The sequence below is a fragment of the Microvirga lenta genome, from assembly GCF_020532555.1.
GTDB lineage: Bacteria > Pseudomonadota > Alphaproteobacteria > Rhizobiales > Beijerinckiaceae > Microvirga > Microvirga lenta.
Genome location: NZ_JAJBBR010000004.1, coordinates 108,786 through 126,279, shown reverse-complemented (window position 1 = coordinate 126,279; position 17,494 = coordinate 108,786). Strand labels below are relative to the sequence as shown.

15 protein-coding genes are annotated in these 17,494 nt (G+C 68.5%); 12 read left to right on the top strand and 3 right to left on the bottom strand.

Annotated elements, in window-relative coordinates; all coding sequences use genetic code 11:
* The first annotated feature begins 159 nt into the window (after positions 1 to 159).
* From miaB to trmB, 8 genes are all read left to right on the top strand, one after another.
* Complete coding sequence (gene miaB / locus LGR44_RS06345) at positions 160 to 1,518, top strand: tRNA (N6-isopentenyl adenosine(37)-C2)-methylthiotransferase MiaB (RefSeq protein ID WP_226738456.1); 1,359 nt, start codon at positions 160 to 162, stop codon at positions 1,516 to 1,518.
* A 15-nt stretch (positions 1,519 to 1,533) separates the two neighbouring features.
* Entirely contained in the window at positions 1,534 to 2,616 is a 1,083-nt protein-coding gene (locus LGR44_RS06340) for a PhoH family protein (RefSeq protein ID WP_264196373.1), read from the top strand.
* Positions 2,617 to 2,630: 14 nt separating this feature from the next.
* Complete coding sequence (gene ybeY, locus LGR44_RS06335; protein ID WP_226739235.1) at positions 2,631 to 3,089, top strand: rRNA maturation RNase YbeY; 459 nt, start codon at positions 2,631 to 2,633, stop codon at positions 3,087 to 3,089.
* A gap of 33 nt (positions 3,090 to 3,122) precedes the next feature.
* A complete protein-coding gene (locus LGR44_RS06330) occupies positions 3,123 to 4,142 on the top strand; it encodes a hemolysin family protein (RefSeq protein WP_226738451.1) in 1,020 nt (339 codons plus the stop codon).
* Positions 4,139 to 5,755: an apolipoprotein N-acyltransferase gene (gene lnt, locus LGR44_RS06325; RefSeq protein WP_226738449.1), complete on the top strand. Its 1,617-nt coding sequence runs from the start codon at positions 4,139 to 4,141 to the stop codon at positions 5,753 to 5,755. The genes LGR44_RS06330 and lnt overlap by 4 nt, the downstream gene beginning before the upstream one ends.
* A gap of 40 nt (positions 5,756 to 5,795) precedes the next feature.
* Complete coding sequence (locus tag LGR44_RS06320; protein ID WP_226738447.1) at positions 5,796 to 6,209, top strand: helix-turn-helix domain-containing protein; 414 nt, start codon at positions 5,796 to 5,798, stop codon at positions 6,207 to 6,209.
* Between the two features lie 118 nt (positions 6,210 to 6,327).
* Positions 6,328 to 7,506: a methionine adenosyltransferase gene (metK, locus tag LGR44_RS06315; RefSeq protein ID WP_226738445.1), complete on the top strand. Its 1,179-nt coding sequence runs from the start codon at positions 6,328 to 6,330 to the stop codon at positions 7,504 to 7,506.
* 5 nt (positions 7,507 to 7,511) lie between these two features.
* Positions 7,512 to 8,195 carry a tRNA (guanine(46)-N(7))-methyltransferase TrmB gene (gene trmB, locus LGR44_RS06310; protein WP_226738443.1) on the top strand — a complete coding sequence of 228 codons (684 nt, stop codon included), beginning with the start codon at positions 7,512 to 7,514 and terminating at the stop codon, positions 8,193 to 8,195.
* A 5-nt stretch (positions 8,196 to 8,200) separates the two neighbouring features.
* On the opposite strand, the gene LGR44_RS06305 is transcribed toward trmB, so the two are convergent.
* From LGR44_RS06305 to LGR44_RS06295, 3 genes are read right to left on the bottom strand one after another with little or no spacing between them, the layout of a single operon-like run.
* Positions 8,201 to 8,902 (bottom strand): ABC transporter ATP-binding protein, encoded by a 702-nt coding sequence (locus LGR44_RS06305; RefSeq protein ID WP_226738441.1) that lies wholly within the window; start codon positions 8,900 to 8,902, stop codon positions 8,201 to 8,203.
* Entirely contained in the window at positions 8,899 to 10,146 is a 1,248-nt protein-coding gene (locus LGR44_RS06300; protein WP_226738439.1) for an ABC transporter permease, read from the bottom strand. The genes LGR44_RS06305 and LGR44_RS06300 overlap by 4 nt, the downstream gene beginning before the upstream one ends.
* 6 nt (positions 10,147 to 10,152) lie before the next feature.
* The gene (locus LGR44_RS06295) at positions 10,153 to 11,151 is read right to left on the bottom strand and encodes an efflux RND transporter periplasmic adaptor subunit (RefSeq protein WP_264196372.1); all 999 of its coding nucleotides are present in this window, start codon (positions 11,149 to 11,151) and stop codon (positions 10,153 to 10,155) included.
* Positions 11,152 to 11,542: 391 nt separating this feature from the next.
* Here LGR44_RS06295 and rimP point away from each other — a divergent pair, with 391 nt between their 5' ends.
* From rimP to infB, 4 genes are read left to right on the top strand one after another with little or no spacing between them, the layout of a single operon-like run.
* A complete protein-coding gene (gene rimP / locus LGR44_RS06290; RefSeq protein WP_226738437.1) occupies positions 11,543 to 12,190 on the top strand; it encodes a ribosome maturation factor RimP in 648 nt (215 codons plus the stop codon).
* Between the two features lie 5 nt (positions 12,191 to 12,195).
* Positions 12,196 to 13,812 carry a transcription termination factor NusA gene (gene nusA, locus LGR44_RS06285; RefSeq protein WP_226738435.1) on the top strand — a complete coding sequence of 539 codons (1,617 nt, stop codon included), beginning with the start codon at positions 12,196 to 12,198 and terminating at the stop codon, positions 13,810 to 13,812.
* A 30-nt stretch (positions 13,813 to 13,842) separates the two neighbouring features.
* Positions 13,843 to 14,517, top strand: coding sequence for an RNA-binding protein (locus LGR44_RS06280; protein WP_226738433.1), 675 nt, complete (start codon positions 13,843 to 13,845; stop codon positions 14,515 to 14,517).
* Positions 14,510 to 17,410 (top strand): translation initiation factor IF-2, encoded by a 2,901-nt coding sequence (infB, locus tag LGR44_RS06275; protein ID WP_226738431.1) that lies wholly within the window; start codon positions 14,510 to 14,512, stop codon positions 17,408 to 17,410. Before LGR44_RS06280 ends, infB begins: the two co-directional genes overlap by 8 nt.
* The last annotated feature ends 84 nt before the right edge of the window (positions 17,411 to 17,494 follow it).

The following is a 17,494-nucleotide window of genomic DNA, read 5'->3' as shown; positions in this document are numbered from 1 at the left end:
CATGCAACACTGGCTCGTCGATGCGGGAGGCGGCCAGGCTGGCCGCTGCCGGGCCCGCAGTGAGACACTTTCGGCAAGGAGCCGCTATTCTCTTACGGGCGCAAAAGCCTTAAAAGGGCGCACGATCCCTGTCCCGACAGTCAGATACAGGCCAAGCGCGTGAAAAAAGTCTTCGTCAAATCCTACGGCTGCCAGATGAACGTCTATGACGCCGAGCGCATGGCCGACATGCTGGCGACCGAAGGCTACAGCGAAACCAAGGCCATGGAGGAGGCGGACCTCGTCATCCTCAACACCTGCCATATCCGCGAGAAGGCCGCCGAGAAGGTCTATTCCGAGCTCGGCCGCGTGCGCGAGCTGAAGCAGGAGCGCGAGGCGGCCGGACAGGAGACCCGCATCGTCGTGGCCGGCTGCGTCGCCCAGGCCGAGGGCAAGGAGATCCTGCGCCGCCAGCCCGCCGTGGACGTGGTGGTGGGCCCGCAGAACTACCATCGCCTGCCCGACCTCCTGAAGAAATCCCGGTCCGAGCGCCTCGTCGACACCGAATTCCCGATCGAGGACAAGTTCGACCACCTGCCCGCGCCCTCGAAGGCCAAGACCATCAGCCGGGGCGTGTCGGCGTTCCTCACCATCCAGGAGGGCTGCGACAAGTTCTGCACCTTCTGCGTGGTGCCCTATACCCGCGGGGCCGAGGTGTCGCGCCCGGTCGCCCGGATCCTGGACGAGGCGCATCGCCTCGCCGATGCCGGCGTGCGCGAGCTGACGCTCATCGGGCAGAACGTGAACGCCTATCACGGCGAGGGTCCGGACGGCGCGGTCTGGTCCCTGGGCCGCCTGCTGCGCCGCCTCGCCGAGGTGCCGGGGATCGCGCGCCTGCGCTACACCACCAGCCACCCCCGCGACATGGACGAGGAGCTGATCGCCGCCCATGGCGACCTGCCCGCCCTCATGCCCTACCTGCACCTGCCGGTGCAGTCCGGCTCCGACCGCATCCTCGACGCCATGAACCGCAAGCATACGGGCGACGAGTACCGCCGCCTGATCGAGCGAATCAGGAAGGTCCAGCCCGACCTCGCCCTGTCGTCCGACTTCATCGTCGGCTTCCCGGGCGAGACGGACCAGGATTTCGAGGACACGATGCGGCTCGTGGCCGATATCGGCTTCGCCAGCTCCTTCTCGTTCAAGTACAGCCCACGCCCCGGCACGCCCGCGGCCGAGATGGGCGAGCAGGTCGCCGAGGCCGTGAAGGCCGAGCGCCTGAGCCGCCTGCAAAACCTGTTGGAAACGCAAAGGCAGGCTTTCAATCACGGAACCGTTGGCCAGACTCTTGACGTTCTCTTGGAGAAACCGGGTCGTCATCCGGGCCAGATCGCAGGCAAGTCGCCCTATCTGCAGGCCGTGCAGTTCGAAAGCGACGTTCACCGGATCGGCGAGATCGTGACGGTGCGGATCGTGCGGGCAGGCTCCAACAGCCTGTTCGGGGAATGGGTCAAGCCGGGCGACAGGGCCGCGGCTTAAACGAAGGAGAGGCATTTGAGGCCAGCGGACAACGTGACCGCACGTGCTCAGAAGGGCCGCGGCTCTTCGAGCTTACATCCAGGCGTCGTGGAGGAGGCAGAAATCATCCTCACCTTCGACGACAACCGCCTCGCCAGCCTTGTTTTCGGCCAGTACGACCAGAACCTCGCCCATCTGGAGCGGCGCCTGAACGTCACCGCCATCGCCAACGGCAACCGGGTCACCGTCAAGGGCACGCCCGAGGCGTCCGAACTGGCGCGCCGGGTCCTGGAGGGCCTCTACGATCGCGCCCGCCAGGGCGTGACGCTCGCCCCCGGCGACGTGGACGGCACCATCGAGGAGAGCACCCTGCAGGGCACCCTCTTCCCGCAGGCCGAGGACGCCCCCGTTCCCGGGCTGACGGCCTTCGACCAGATCGCCACCCGCAAGCGCGGCCCCGTGCGCGCCCGCAACGCGGCGCAGAACGCCTACATCAAGGCGCTCAAGCAGCACGAGCTCGTCTTCGCCGAAGGCCCCGCCGGCACCGGCAAGACCTGGCTCGCGGTGGGCTATGCCGTCTCGCTGCTGGAGCAGGGGCAGGCCGACCGCCTGATCCTGTCGCGCCCGGCCGTCGAGGCGGGCGAGCGCCTGGGCTTCCTGCCCGGCGACATGCGCGAGAAGGTCGATCCGTATCTGCGCCCGATCTACGACGCCCTCTACGACTTCATGGAGGCCCGGCACGTGGACCGGGGCCTGCAGACCGGCATGATCGAGATCGCGCCGCTCGCCTTCATGCGCGGGCGCACGCTCACCAACGCGGTGGTGCTGCTCGACGAGGCCCAGAACACCACCTCCATGCAGATGAAGATGTTCCTGACCCGCCTCGGCGAAGGCTCGCGGATGATCATCACCGGCGACCCGACCCAGATCGACCTGCCGCCGGGCCAGAAATCCGGCCTGGTGGAGGCCGTGCGCATCCTCGACGGGGTCGAGGGCATCGGCCGGGTCACCTTCAAGGAGCAGGACGTGGTGCGCCACGATCTCGTGCGGCGCATCGTCACCGCCTACGACGCGGCCGCCCGCCAGGAGCCGCCGCAGGAACCGGGACGCAGGTTTTGATCGAGCTCGACATCATGGTCGAGGGGGGCGACTGGGCCCGCCTCGAAGGCGCCGAGGCCCTGGCGCAGCGGGCCGCGGAGGCGGCGGTCGCCGTCGCGGACGAGGCGGACGAGGATTTCGAGGTCAGCGTGATGCTGGCCGACGACGCCCAGATCCGGGAGCTGAACCGGACCTGGCGCAACAAGGACAAGCCCACCAACGTGCTGTCCTTCCCGGCGCCGGAACAGCCGGGCGCCGAGGGCCCTCGCCATCTGGGCGATATTGCATTAGCCTATGAAACCCTGGTGCGCGAATCCGAGGAGGAATCCAAGGCGCTCGCGGACCATTTTGCCCATCTGATCGTCCATGGCGTTCTCCATCTCCTCGGCTACGACCACGAAATCGAGGCGGAGGCGGAAATCATGGAAGCTCTCGAGGTGAAGGCGCTCGCCACCCTTGGCATCGCCGATCCCTATCGCGATATGGCAGCATGAGCGGCTGACGCCGACGGCTGAAAATCAACACCGATGAACGAAGACCGAAGTCCCAACGACCGACCTACCCGCACCCTCGCGGATACCGAGGGCCTCCGCGACCACTGGTATGACCGGGTTCTCACCCGGTTCGGCCTGAAGGCTCGCGATTCCATCCGAAGCGATCTCGAGGATGCCCTCGCGGAAGCCGTCGAGGATGCGGATTTCTCGCCCCAGGAGAGGGCGATGCTCAAGAACGTCCTCGGCTTCCACCGGATCCGGGTGGAGGACGCGATGGTCCCCCGGGCCGACATCGTGGCCGTGGCCGCGGACACCACCCTGGGCGACCTGCTCAAGCTGTTCCGGACCGCGGGCCATTCGCGCCTGCCGGTCTACGGCGAGACCCTCGACGATCCCAAGGGCATGGTGCACATCCGCGACTTCCTGGATTTCATCGCCATGAGCGCCGGGGCTTCCGTCAGCCCCGATGCGCCCCTGCCGAATCTGGGCCAGGTCGACCTGATGAAGACCCTGGCCTCCGCCAATATCCTGCGCCCGGTCCTGTTCGTGCCCCGCTCCATGCCGGCGATCGACCTCCTCGTGCGCATGCAGGCGACCCGGACCCACATGGCCCTGGTGATCGACGAATACGGCGGCACGGACGGCCTCGTCTCCATCGAGGACCTGGTGGAGATGGTGGTCGGCGACATCGAGGACGAGCACGACGACGACGTCGAGCTCACCATCGTGCAGGGCGCGGACGACACCTTCATCGCCGATGCCCGGGCGAGCCTGGACGAGGTGAAGGAGATTCTCGGGGTCGACCTGACCGCCGAGGACAGCGCGGAGGACATCGACACGCTGGGCGGCTTCATCGTCACCCTCGCCGGACGGGTGCCTTCCCGCAACGAGCTGATCATCGGCCCCGGCAACCTGGAATTCGAGGTTCTGGACGCCGATCCCCGCCGGGTGAAGCGCCTGCGCATCTACCGCCGGAAGGTGGCGGTCGCGCCGGACACCACGACCGAGATCGACAAGCGGCCCTTCACGTCCGAGAGCACCGCCGCCGAATGACCGCCATCGCGGATCGCGTGATCCTCGCGCAGGGATGGCGGCGCTGGCTCGTCGCCTTTCTGGCCGGCGCCGTCGGCGCGCTCAGCCTGCCGCCCTTCGGCATCCTGCCGGCCCTCGCCCTCTCCCTGGCTCCCGCCGTCTGGCTGCTCGACGGCGCCGGCAAGGCCGGGCCGTCCCGGGGCGCGCGCCTCCGGTCCGCGGCCCTCGCCGGCTGGTTCTGGGGCTTCGGCTATTTCGTCGCCGGCCTGTGGTGGCTCGGGGCGGCCTTCCTGGTAGAGGCGGACCAGTTCGCCTGGGCCATGCCGTTCGGGGTGCTCGGCCTGCCGGCGCTCCTCGCCTTCTTCCCGGCCTTCGGCTTCGGTCTCGCCCAGCTGCTCTGGACGCCGGGCGCCGCGCGGATCCTCGCCTTCGCCTTCGCCCTGACGGTCAGCGAGATCCTGCGCGGCCATCTCTTCACCGGCTTTCCCTGGAACAGCCCCGGCATGGCGCTGGGCCAGCACCTCTGGCTCATGCAGGCGGCCTCGGTCGTGGGCCTCTACGGGCTGACCGTGCTGGCCGTGGGAATCGGCGCCGCTCCGGCCCTTCTGGGGACGGGGCGCACCCTCCGCGACCGCTGGACCGCACCGGCCCTGGCGGCGGCGATGCTCGCCGGGCTCGCCGTGTTCGGCCTCTGGCGGGTGCCGTCCGCGCCGCTCGCGACGGTCGAGAACGTGCGGCTGCGCATCATGCAGCCGAACCTGCCGCAGGACGCCAAGTTCAACCCGCGCAACCGCGACGCCATCATGCAGCGCTATCTGCGGATCAGCGCCGCCCCGGGACGCGACGGCCGGGACCACAGCGCCGCGACCCACATCGTCTGGCCGGAATCAGCCTTTCCCTTCCTGCTGCATCGGGATCCGGCGTCGCTGGCCCAGATCGGGGCGCTGCTCGAGCCCGGCTCGGTTCTGGTCACCGGGGCCGCGCGCATGGACGACCCGCTGCCCGGAGAGGCGGTCGGCAAGTTCTTCAACGCCATCCAGGTGATCGACGGGCAGGGAACGATCCTCGGCTCCTACGACAAGGTCCATCTGGTGCCGTTCGGGGAATACGTGCCCCGGTTTCTCGATACCCTGATCCGGGCCGCGGGCCTGCGCCAGTTCGTGCATATTCCGGGCGGGTTCGAGCCGGGCGAGCGCCGGACGACGCTCAGTGTGCCGGGCCTGCCGCCGATGGCTGCGACAATCTGCTACGAGGCGATCTTCCCGGGCGAGGTCCTGCCGGACGGCCCCCGTCCCAGCCTCATCCTCAACGTGACCAACGATGCCTGGTTCGGGCAGACGCCCGGCCCCTACCAGCACTTCGCCCAAGCCCGCCTGCGGGCGGTGGAGGAGGGGCTGCCCCTGGTCAGGGCGGCGAATACCGGCATTTCCGCGGTGGTCGATCCCTTCGGACGGGTGACCGGGAAGCTGCCACTCGGGGTTGAAGGCGTTCTCGACGCGGGCCTGCCGACCGCGATTTCCGCCACCGTTTACAACCGGCACGGCAGGTTTGTTTTGACGGCCACGCTTGTGATCTGCTTAATGGCGGCAGTCGTGCGCCGCCGGCGCCGATCGCCCCCTGCCCAACGGACCTGATCCTTCCGCTAAGTCAGACTCGCCAAGGAATTTCGCACTGATGAAGAAGTCGACCGGCTCCATCGACAAGGAAATCGGCAGCAGGGTGCGCATGCGTCGCATTTCCATCGGCATGAGCCAGGAAAAGCTCGGCGACATGCTCGGCCTGACCTTCCAGCAGGTCCAGAAATACGAGAAGGGCACCAACCGGATCAGCGTCTCGCGCCTCGTGGACATCGCCAAGATCCTGGGAGTCGACATCCACTTCTTCTTCAACGGGATCAAGAGCATCAAGAGCGATGCGGGGTTCTCCGAGGAGGAATCTCCCCCCTACATCTCCGAGGTCATGTCGACCCCCGAGGGCCTCCAGCTGATCAGGACCTTCACCAGCATCAAGAGCGCCCGGGTCCGGAAAAGCATCGTCCAGCTCGTCGCCAGCTTGGCCGCCCAGGAAGACGAAGAACGTTCGGCATAACGAACACGTTCGCTTGACCTTTCCTTTTGCCTGCGGCATGAGCAGTGCCGTCATTATGTAGCCTTCGGCTCCGCAGCCCCTGGCACAGCCTCCGCATCGTCTCAAAGGAATCTTCATCGTGCGCCGTTCGAGCTATCTTTTCACGAGCGAGTCGGTTTCCGAAGGTCATCCGGACAAGGTTTGCGACCGTATCTCCGATGCGGTGGTGGATGCCTATCTGGCGGCCGAACCGGAAGCTCGCGTGGCCTGCGAAACGCTCGCCACCACCAACCGCGTCGTCATCGCCGGCGAGGTGCGCGGCCCTGAATCCATCACCAAGGACCGGGTGATCGAGCTCGCCCGCGACGCGATCAAGGACATCGGCTACGAGCAGGAAGGCTTCCACTGGAAGAACGCCGACGTGGCCGTGTATCTTCATGCCCAGTCGGCGCATATCGCCCAGGGCGTGGACGCCGCCGGCAACAAGGATGAGGGCGCGGGCGACCAGGGCATCATGTTCGGCTATGCCTGCAACGAGACCCCCGAGCTCATGCCGGCGCCGATCTATTACGCGCACAAGATCCTCGAGAACCTGACCCAGGCCCGCAAGGCCAAGGCTAACGGCGCCGCCGTCCTCGGCCCGGACGCCAAGAGCCAGGTGACGGTCCGCTACCAGAACGGCAAGCCCGTCGCGGCGACCCAGATCGTGCTTTCGACCCAGCACCTGGACGAGAACCTCTCCTCCGACGACGTGCGCGAGATCGTCGAGCCCTACATCCGCCAGACCCTGCCGGAAGGCTGGGTCTCGGCCGAGACCGTCTGGCACGTGAACCCCACCGGCAAGTTCGTGATCGGCGGACCGGACGGCGATTGCGGCCTCACCGGCCGCAAGATCATCGTCGACACCTACGGCGGCGCGGCTCCGCACGGCGGCGGCGCGTTCTCCGGCAAGGACCCGACCAAGGTGGACCGTTCGGCGGCCTACGCCGCCCGCTACCTCGCCAAGAACGTGGTCGCGGCCGGTCTCGCCGACCGCTGCACCCTGCAGCTCTCCTATGCCATCGGCGTGGCCAAGCCCCTGTCGATCTACGTGGACCTGCACGACACCGGCAAGGTGGACGAGGGCAAGCTGGAAGCGATCCTCATGGACGCCATGGACCTGTCGCCCCGCGGCATCCGCACCCATCTCGGCCTCAACAAGCCGATCTATGCCCGCACCGCGGCCTATGGCCATTTCGGCCGGAAGCCGGAAGCCGACGGCGGCTTCTCCTGGGAGCGGACGGACCTCGCGGACGCCCTCAAGTCCGCCCTGGCCTGACCGCCATGAACGCAGCCTCCGAACGCGCCGGCGCCTTCTTCGGGCGCCGGAAGGGAAAGAGGCTGCGCGCCGGCCAGGACGAGCTCGTCCAGAACCTTCTCCCCGCCCTGCGGGTGGTTCCGGGCCGGCCGCCCGCCGAGATGTTCGGGAGCGGCGAGCCGCGCGAGACCTGGCTTGAAATCGGCTTCGGCGGCGGCGAGCACCTCGCCGCCCAGGCCCGCGCCCACAGGCACGTCAACTTCATCGGCTGCGAGCCCTTCCTGAACGGGATGGCGAAGCTTCTCGCCGTGGTCGATCACGAGAAGCTCGGCAATGTCCGCGTCTGGGACGAGGACGTCACCGACCTCCTCCCCACCCTGCCCGACGCCAGCTTCGACCGGGTCTACATCCTCTATCCCGATCCCTGGCCCAAGCGCCGCCAGCGCAAGCGGCGCCTCGTCTCCGACGAAACCCTCGCCGAGCTGGCCCGGGTGATGCGCCCGGGAGCGGAGCTGCGCTTCGCCAGCGACATCGACAACTATATCGGCTGGGTCCTGGCCCGCGCGCTGCGTTCTCCCGATTTCGAATGGACCGCCGAGCGCCCGGACGACTGGCGCAAGCCCTACGAGGGCTGGCCCGGCACCCGCTACGAGGCCAAGGCGATCCGCGAAGGCCGCGTGCCGAGCTACCTCACCTTCGTGCGGCGCTGACCCTTTCAGACCGCCGCCTGCGCCTGGCGCTCGTCGCTCACCACCGCCCCGTCCACGAGATGAATGCGCCGGTCCACCCGTGCCGCGATGTCCATGTCGTGGGTCACGGCGATCACCGTCTTGCCGTGCTTGCGCACCAGGTCCTGGAGGATGCCGAACACCTGTTCGGAGCTCCTGGTGTCGAGGCTCCCGGTCGGCTCGTCGGCCAGGACCACCCGCGGGTCGTTGGCGAGGGCCCGCGCCACCGCGACTCTCTGGCGCTGGCCGCCCGAGAGCTGGTCGGGCCGCTTGTCGAGATGGCCGGCGAGGCCGAGATCCTCCAGGAGCCCGGCCGCCCGCTCGCGCATCCGGGGTCCCGACAGGCGCCCGGCCTTGCGCATGGGCAGCTCCACGTTCCGCAGCACGGTGAATTCCGGCAGCAGGAAATGGAACTGGAACACGAAGCCCAGGAGATCCAGCCGCAGCCGCGCCAGGGCCCGGTCGTCCATGGGCGCCGTGTCCTGACCGGCGACCCTCAGGATTCCGCCGGTCGGACGGTCGAGCAGGCCGAGGAGGTAGAGGAGCGAGGACTTACCGGAGCCGGAGGGGCCGGTGATCGCGACGAATTCCCGCTCGCCGACGGCGAGCGACACGTCCCGCACCAGGGTCACCGGCACGGTGGCGGGCAGGATGCGGGTGAGGTTCGAGGCTTCGATCAGCGGGCTCATGTGGCGCCCCGGATGATGTCCACGGGATTGAGCCGCGCCGCCTGCCGGGCCGGGAGATAGCCGGCGACCCCGGCCGACAGCAGCGCGAAGCCCGCAGCGATGAGATAGTGCCACAGGCTCCAGACGAGGGGCAGATGGGTCATCTCGCGCCCGACGCCCGCGCCCGACAGCTCGAACCGCACCTGCGACAGGGCGAAGCACAGGAGAAAGCCGATCAGCCAGCCCACCAGGGAGCCGGCGAGGCCCAGGGCCAGCCCCTCCACCAGGAACAGCCGGCGCATGTTGCTCTCGGTGAAGCCGAGGGATTTCAGGATCGCGATGTCCCGGGCCTTCTCGTGGGTGATGGTGGAGATGATGTTGAAGATCCCGAAGCCGGCCACGAGCAGGATCGCGCCCACCACCGTGTACATGACCACGTTGCGCACCACCAAGGCTTCGAGGAGCGATTCGTTGGCCTCCTGCCAGGGAACCGCCTTGTAGCCGATCTCGGCCTCGGCCTGGCGCGCGACCCGGGGAGCGGCCTCCGGATCGTCCAGGCGCAGGCGGATGTCGTTGATCGTGTTGGGACGTTCGCTGAGGATCTGCGCGCTCTTGAGCAGGACGTAGGTCTCGCCCTCGTCGCGGGCGTTGTTGCCGGTGTGGAACAGGCCGACGATCCGGAACCCGCGGGACTGGCCCGTGGGCGCCACCACCTGGATCGTGGTGCCCACGGTCGCGCCGAGCCGCTGCGCGAGGCTGTCGCCCACCACGATGTTGTTGCCCCCGGCGCGCAGCGCGTCGAAGCTGCCCTGCCTGAAATCGCCGGCCACGGAGGAGACCGTGGCCTCGACCTCCGGATCGATGCCGATGATGGACACGCCCACGTCCCGCCCCGCATAGCGCACGACCCCCTGGGTGCGCAGGCTCTGGGCCATGCGGCCGGGAATCCAGGCCCGCAGGGAGGCGGTGACGGCGGTGGGGTTGAGGATGCCGCGGCGGTCCTCCTTCGGCCGCAGGCCGCTGAAGCTCGTGACCGGAAAGAGCTCCTCGGCCGGCTGCCGCCGGGGAGCGCGGCGCTCGTCGGTGATCTGCACATGGGGCATGGTGTCCACGAGCTGGGCGACGAAGTCCTCCTCGGTGCCCTGCATCAGCGCCGCCATGGCGATGGAGAAGCCGACGCCCAGGGCCACGCCCAGGATCGCCACCACGGTCTGGCGTCCGCGTCCGGCGATGTGGGTCAGGGCGAGCTCGAGGATGAGGCGCATGTCACCTCATCCCTTCTTTTCCGCCACCTTCGCCCCGTCGGCGAGATTGTCCGGGAACGGGGCGATCACCCGGTCGGCCTCGCCGAGGCCGGACAGGACCTGCGTGTTGCTGGCCCCGCGGATGCCGAGTTCGACCTCCCGGCGCCGGGCGACGCCGTCCTCCATCACGAAAAGGGCGTTTCCGCGCAGGACGTTGGTGGGCACGAGAACCCCGTCGGACGAGACGCGCACGATGATGTTCACCTCCACGGTCATCCCGATGCGCAGGGGCGTCGCGTCGGGCAGGGCGAGGCGCACGCGATAGGTCTTGGCGACCGGATCCCCCTTGGGGGTGATGGAATCCACCACCGCCTCCAGCACCTGGCCGGGAAAGGCGTCAGCCTTGAGAACGGCGCGCTGGCCGACGGCGACGCGCGGGATGTCCTCCTCGTTCACGTCCGCCTCCACCAGCAGGGGCTTGGGCTCCCCGACCCAGAACAGGACCGTTCCGGTGTCGGCGATCTCGCCCACCTCCCCGTCCTGGCGCAGGACGATGCCGTTCATCGGCGCCCGCAGGACGTAGGATTCGAGCCGCGTCTGCTGGCCCGCGATGAGCGCTTCGATCTGTCCCAGCTCGCTGCGGGCGCGGTCGAGCGCCTGCTCGCTGGCGACCCTGCGCTCCACGAGGGCCGCGATCCTCTCGTATTCCGTCCGGGCGAAGCGCTGCCGGGCCCGCAGCTCCGCGAGGGCGGCCTCGGGCTGGCCGCTGTCGAGGCGGGCCAGCACCGCGCCGCGCTCCACCGATTCCCCCTCGCAATTGCAGAGTTCGACGATCCGCTCGCGCAGGAGGGGTGCGACCTTGGCCCAGCTCCGCGGCTCCACGACGCCTGTGGCATAGACGATCTCGGCGGCCTCGCCGCGGCCCGGGGACACGACGGTCACCTCCGGCGGGCGGACGAGGAGCCAGGCGGCGAGCGCTGCGGCCACCGGCACGGCGACGACGAGGAGAATGCGGAAAAACCTCAAGGCCCTGCTCACCCAAGCGACGCTTCACCAGAGCATCGTGCGGAACCGAAGGTCCGCGCCAGCGAAAAGCGGATCCGGTTTTCCGCCGAAACGATGCTCTTCGTTAAGGAGAACGCATCGGATGGATCCCAAAAGTGCAAGTCCACTTTTCCTGTCCGATGCTTTAGCACAGGCCGGACGGAGCCGCCACGGTCGGGGCGTGCCGCTACGGCAGTCGTCCGGGAACGCGAGTCTTGCTTTTTCGGGCTTGAACGCGTATATTCCTGATGTCAGCTCTGGTTGCAGCGTTAAGCTGCTCATGAGAGTGGGCCCCGCCGGGTCCGCTCTTTTTTATTGCTTCACGGCCGGAGTCTGCGACGAGAGACTGGCGGATCTGGCTTTACGGACAATCATGGCGAACGAACGCGACAGGCGTCTGATCACGGAGAACGGCGCGGCAGCCCGGGTGGCGGCCATCGTCGAGCCCGTGATCGAGGATCTCGGCTACAACCTGGTGCGGGTGAAGATCACCAACACCAACGGCTGCACCGTGCAGATCATGGCCGAACGGCCCGACGGCTCCATGTCGGTGACCGATTGCGAGGCCGTGAGCCGGGCGATTTCGCCGGTGCTGGATCTCGAAGATCCGATCCCGCAGGCGTATCATCTCGAAATCTCGTCCCCCGGGATCGACCGCCCGCTCGTCCGCGCCAGCGACTTCGAGCGCTGGAGCGGCTACGAGGCGAAGATCGAGATGGCCGTGCCGGTGGCCGGCCGCAAGCGCTTCCGCGGCTTCATCCGGGGCGTGGAGGGCGACGTCGCCCTCGTCGAGCTGCCGGACGTGAAGGAAGGCGAGGAGCGCCTGGCGCGCCTTCCCCTGACCGATCTGGGCGAGGCCCGCCTCGTCCTGACCGACGACTTGATCCGCGAATCGCTGCGCCGGGGAACGGCGCCGGTGGCGGACGACGAAACCGAAGAAGACGAAGATACCGATGACATGGATGCGGAGTCCCTGCCCGATGCAGACGGCCCGCAGGACCGGAAGTCCGAGAAGGAGTGACCTCGATGGCAATCAGCGCCAACAGGCTTGAGCTCTTGCAGATCGCCGATGCGGTCGCGCGCGAGAAGGTGATCGACAAGCAGATCGTGCTGGACGCCATGGCGGATGCCATCGCCAAGGCCGCCCGCTCCCGCTACGGGGCGGAGACGGACGTCCACGCGGAGATCAACCCGAAGACCGGCGAGCTGCGCCTGTCCCGGCACCTCCTCGTGGTGGACGATGCCGCCCTGGAGAACGACTCCCGCGAGATCGCCCTCTCCGAGGCCCGCAAGCGCAACCCCGCCGCTCAGGTGGGCGACGCCATCTCCGAGACCCTGCCGCCCTTCGATTTCGGCCGCATCGCGGCCCAGTCGGCCAAGCAGGTGATCGTGCAGAAGGTGCGCGACGCCGAGCGCGACCGTCAGTACCAGGAATACAAGGACCGCATCGGCGAGGTCGTGAACGGCGCCGTCAAGCGCGTCGAATACGGCAACGTGATCGTCGATCTCGGCCGCGGCGAGGCCATCGTGCGCCGCGACGAGCTGATCCCGCGCGAGACGTTCCGCCCCGGCGACCGCATCCGCGCCTATCTCTTCGACGTGCGCCGCGAAGCGCGCGGGCCGCAGATCTTCCTGTCGCGCACGCATCCGCAGTTCATGGCGAAGCTCTTCGCCCAGGAGGTGCCGGAAATCTACGACGGCATCGTCACCGTGCAGGCGGTCGCCCGCGATCCGGGCTCCCGCGCCAAGATCGCCGTGACCTCGCGCGATTCCTCCATCGACCCGGTCGGCGCCTGCGTCGGCATGCGCGGCTCCCGCGTCCAGGCGGTGGTGGGCGAGCTCCAGGGCGAGAAGATCGACATCATCCCCTGGTCCCCCGATCAGGCGACCTTCATCGTCAACGCGCTCCAGCCCGCGGAAGTGGTCAAGGTGGTGCTCGACGAGGAGGCCGACCGCATCGAGGTGGTGGTGCCCGACGACCAGCTCTCGCTCGCCATCGGCCGCCGCGGCCAGAACGTGCGCCTGGCGTCGCAGCTCACCGGCTGGGACATCGACATCCTGACCGAGGCCGAGGAATCCGAGCGCCGCCAGAAGGAGTTCGCCGAGCGCACCGAGCTGTTCATGAACGCCCTCGACGTGGACGAGGTCGTGGGCCAGCTCCTCGCGGCGGAAGGCTTCCGCACCGTGGAGGAGCTCGCCTACGTGGATTCCGCCGAAGTGGCCTCGATCGAGGGCTTCGACGAGGACACCGCCCGCGAGATCCAGGAGCGCGCCCAGGAATACCTGACCCGCATCGAGTCGGAGAACGAGGCCCGCCGCCAGGAGCTCGGCGTGTCGGACGAGCTGAAGGAGATCGACGGCGTCACCACCGCCATGCTGGTCGCCTTCGGCGAGAACGACATCAAGACGGTCGAGGATCTGGCCGGCTGCGCCACCGACGACCTCGCCGGCTGGACGGAAGGCCGCGGCCAGGAGGCGACCCGGTACAAGGGAGCCCTGGACGGCTTCGACGTCTCCCGCACGGAAGCGGAGGCCATGATCATGGCCGCCCGCGTCAAGGCGGGCTGGATCGAGGCCCCCGAAGAGACCGTGGAGACCGAGGATTCGGCCGAAGAGGCCGAAACCGAGGCCCAGCCGTCCTAAACCGGCCATGGTCAGGCGAGGACAGCACCCTTGGCGCGGCAAGAACCGGAGCGCACCTGCATCGTCACCCGCACGGCTCAGCCGTCCGCGGGGCTGATCCGGTTCGTCCTCGGGCCTGACCGCCAGGTCTTTCCCGACCTGAAACACAAGCTCCCGGGCCGGGGCGTATGGGTCACGGCCCGTTCCGGCCTGGTCGAGGAGGCGGTCAGGCGCCGCCTCTTCGCCCGCGCCTTCAAGGCGGAGGTCAAGGCTCCCGACACCCTTGCCGAGGACATCGGCCGGGCTCTTCGGGAGGATCTGCGCCAGAGTCTGTCGCTCGCCAACAAGGCGGGCGCGGTGATCACCGGTTTCGAAAAAGTCGAAGCGGCAATCGCCGAAAAGCCCCTCGTCGCCCTTATTCATGCCGCAGAAGCGGCCGAAGATGGGCGAAGAAAGCTCGCTAACCAGTTGCGAAAACGCCTCGGCGACGCAATATCAGGCTTTCCGGTCATCCAAGAGCTGTCAAACGACGAATTGAGTTTGGCATTAGGCCGGTCACATGTGATACATGCTGCCCTCGTCGCGGGCGCTGGAAGCGACGGCTTTCTGAACCGATGGCACCGTTATCGTACCTATTGCGGAAGCGATGCCGATCAGGCTGACCCCAAAGGTGGGGCCGGCGTACACACGATTATGGAACCGGACGGATCTGAGCCGAATGAATGATACGAAAAACCCGGGCGACAAGACGCTGCATGTGTCGTCCAAGACGCTTTCACTGAAGCGGCCCGTCGAGCAAGGCGTGGTTCGCCAGAGCTTCTCCCATGGTCGCTCGAAGGCGGTCGTGGTCGAGACGGTGAAGCGTCGCCCGGCCGTTGGACCGGGCGGAGGCAAGGACGAGCGGCCCGCGCCTCAGCAGCAGCAGCAGAATGCGGCCCCTGCCGCACCGAAGCCGGCCGCCCCCGCGCCGGCTCAAGGCCGTCCTTCCCGCTCCGGCGGATCCGCGTCGAACGCCCAGCGTTCCGGCGTGGTGCTGCGCACCCTCTCCGACCAGGAGCGCGACGCCCGCGCCAATGCGCTCGCGGATGCCCGTCGCCGCGAAGAGGACGATCGCAGGCGCCAGGAAGAGGAAGCCAAGCGCCGCGCCGAGCGCGAAGCTGCGGAAGCGCAGGAGCGCGAAGCGGCCGAGGCCCGCAAGCGCGAGGAAGACGAGCGCCGCCGGCAGGAAGAGGAGCGCAAGCGCCGCGCCGAGGACGAGGCACGCCGCCGTCTCGGCAAGGCCTCCGCTCCGGCCGCCGCGAGCCCTGCTCCCGCCCGCCAGAACACCGGTCCGGCTCCCGCCGGACGGAGTGGCGGACCCGGCGCCGGCCCCCGCCCTGCCCGCGACGGCGCCGGACCGCGTCCGGCCCGCGAAGGCGGTCCGCGCACCGGCGGCCCCGGCGCCTCGGGCGGTTCCCGTCCCGGCGGCTTCGGCGGTCCCCGCGTCACCGGCGGCACGGATGGACGTCGTCCCCCGAGCCTGAACCACATGGCGCGTCCGGCTCCCCCGCCGCCCGCGCCCGATCCGGCAACCGCCAAGCCCAATGCGCGTCCGGCCCCGCCCGTCGCTGCCCGCGCGGTCGAAGTGGACGACGAGGAGGGTGCACGCACCGTTCGGCGTCCCGGCCCCGGCGCCAAGCCCGCGGCCCTGCCGAAGACCCCCAAGGTGGCTCCCGGCGAGGAAAAACGCCGCGGCCGTCTGACCCTGGCCAATGCGACCTCCGGCGAGGAGGAGCGCACCCGCTCGCTCGCCGCCTTCCGGCGCCGCAATCAGCGTCTCATGGGCCACCGTCAGGTGGAGCAGAAGGAAAAGATCGCCCGCGAGGTGACGATTCCGGAGACGATCACCATCCAGGAGCTCGCCAACCGCATGTCGGAGCGCGCCGTGGACGTGATCAAGTTCCTGATGAAGCAGGGACAGATGCACAAGATCACGGACGTGATCGACGCCGACACCGCCCAGATCGTGGCCGAGGAACTCGGCCACACGGTGAAGCGCGTCGCGGAATCGGACGTGGAGGAAGGCCTGTTCGACACGCCGGACGTGGACGAGAACCTCGTCGCCCGTCCGCCGGTCGTGACCATCATGGGTCACGTCGACCACGGCAAGACCTCGCTGCTCGACTCGATCCGCAAGACCAACGTGGTCTCGGGCGAGGCCGGCGGCATCACGCAGCACATCGGCGCCTATCAGGTGACCTCGCCGCTCGGCGGCAAGATCACCTTCATCGACACGCCCGGCCACGCGGCCTTCACGGCTATGCGCGCCCGCGGCGCCAAGGTGACGGACATCGTGGTGCTGGTCGTGGCGGCCGATGACGGCGTCATGCCCCAGACCGTCGAGGCGATCACCCACGCCCAGGCGGCAGGCGTTCCGATCATCGTGGCGATCAACAAGGTCGACAAGCCCGACGCCAACCCGCAGCGGGTCCGCACCGAGCTGCTCCAGCACTCGATCGTGGTCGAGTCCATGGGCGGCGAGACCCTCGAGTTCGAAGTCTCGGCCAAGACCGGCCAGGGCCTCGACAGCCTGCTCGAAGGCTTGCAGCTCCAGGCCGAAATCCTCGACCTGCGCGCCAATCCGGAGCGCTCGGCCGAGGGCACCGTCATCGAGGCGAAGCTCGATCGCGGCCGCGGACCGGTCGCCACCGTGCTGGTCCAGCGCGGAACGCTCCACACGGGCGACATCGTCGTCGCCGGCGCGGAGTGGGGCCGCGTGCGCGCCCTCGTCAGCGATCTCGGCGCCAACGTGAAGGAGGCAGGTCCCTCCGTCCCGGTCGAGATCCTGGGCTTCAACGGCACCCCGGAAGCCGGCGACCGCGTCGCGGTCGTCGAGTCCGAGGCCCGTGCCCGCGAGATCACCGAGTACCGCGCCCGTCAGAAGCGCGAGCGTCAGGCGGCCCGCATGGGCTCGGCCGGCCGCACGCTGGCGGACATGATGCGCGACCTCAAGGCCGGAGCGGGCCGCAAGGAGTTCCCGCTCGTGGTCCGAGCGGACGTGCAGGGCTCGGCGGAAGCGATCGTCGGCGCCCTGGAGAAGGCCGGCAACGAGGAAGTCGGGGCCCGGGTCATCCAGGCGGGCGTCGGCGGCATCTCGGAATCCGACGTCACCCTGGCGGAGGCCTCCGGCGCCATCATCCTCGGCTTCAACGTGCGTGCCCACAAGGAAGCGCGCGAGGCGGCCGAGCGGGCCGGCATCGAAATCCGCTACTACAACATCATCTACGACCTCGTGGATGACGTGAAGGCGGCGATGTCCGGGCTTCTCGCCCCGACGCTCCGCGAGGAGCGGCTCGGCGAGGCCCAGGTCCTCGAGGTGTTCAACGTGTCCAAGGTCGGCAAGGTCGCGGGTTGCCGCGTCCTCGACGGCGTGGTCCAGCGCGGCGCCCATGTCCGCCTCATCCGCGACAACGTGGTCATCCACGAAGGCAAGCTGTCCCAGCTCAAGCGCTTCAAGGACGATGCCCGCGAGGTCACCTCGGGTCAGGATTGCGGCATGGCCTTCGAGAACTACCAGGACATGCGCGCCGGCGACATCATCGAGTGCTACCGCGTGGAAGAGGTGAAGCGGACGCTGTAAGGCGCGCTTCGGATCTCTTTCCCCATTCCCAACTTATCATCATGGCCGGGTCGCTCCCGGCCATGACCCCTTTTGGATGGTCCG

Coding starts and splice junctions, on each gene's coding strand:
- ybeY (WP_226739235.1), top strand. CDS start 2,631: ATGGTCGAGGGGGGCGACTGGGCCCGCCTCGAAGGCGCCGAGGCCCTG.
- LGR44_RS06330 (WP_226738451.1), top strand. CDS start 3,123: ATGAACGAAGACCGAAGTCCCAACGACCGACCTACCCGCACCCTCGCG.
- lnt (WP_226738449.1), top strand. CDS start 4,139: ATGACCGCCATCGCGGATCGCGTGATCCTCGCGCAGGGATGGCGGCGC.
- LGR44_RS06320 (WP_226738447.1), top strand. CDS start 5,796: ATGAAGAAGTCGACCGGCTCCATCGACAAGGAAATCGGCAGCAGGGTG.
- trmB (WP_226738443.1), top strand. CDS start 7,512: ATGAACGCAGCCTCCGAACGCGCCGGCGCCTTCTTCGGGCGCCGGAAG.
- LGR44_RS06305 (WP_226738441.1), bottom strand. CDS start 8,902: ATGAGCCCGCTGATCGAAGCCTCGAACCTCACCCGCATCCTGCCCGCC.
- LGR44_RS06300 (WP_226738439.1), bottom strand. CDS start 10,146: ATGCGCCTCATCCTCGAGCTCGCCCTGACCCACATCGCCGGACGCGGA.
- rimP (WP_226738437.1), top strand. CDS start 11,543: ATGGCGAACGAACGCGACAGGCGTCTGATCACGGAGAACGGCGCGGCA.
- nusA (WP_226738435.1), top strand. CDS start 12,196: ATGGCAATCAGCGCCAACAGGCTTGAGCTCTTGCAGATCGCCGATGCG.
- infB (WP_226738431.1), top strand. CDS start 14,510: ATGAATGATACGAAAAACCCGGGCGACAAGACGCTGCATGTGTCGTCC.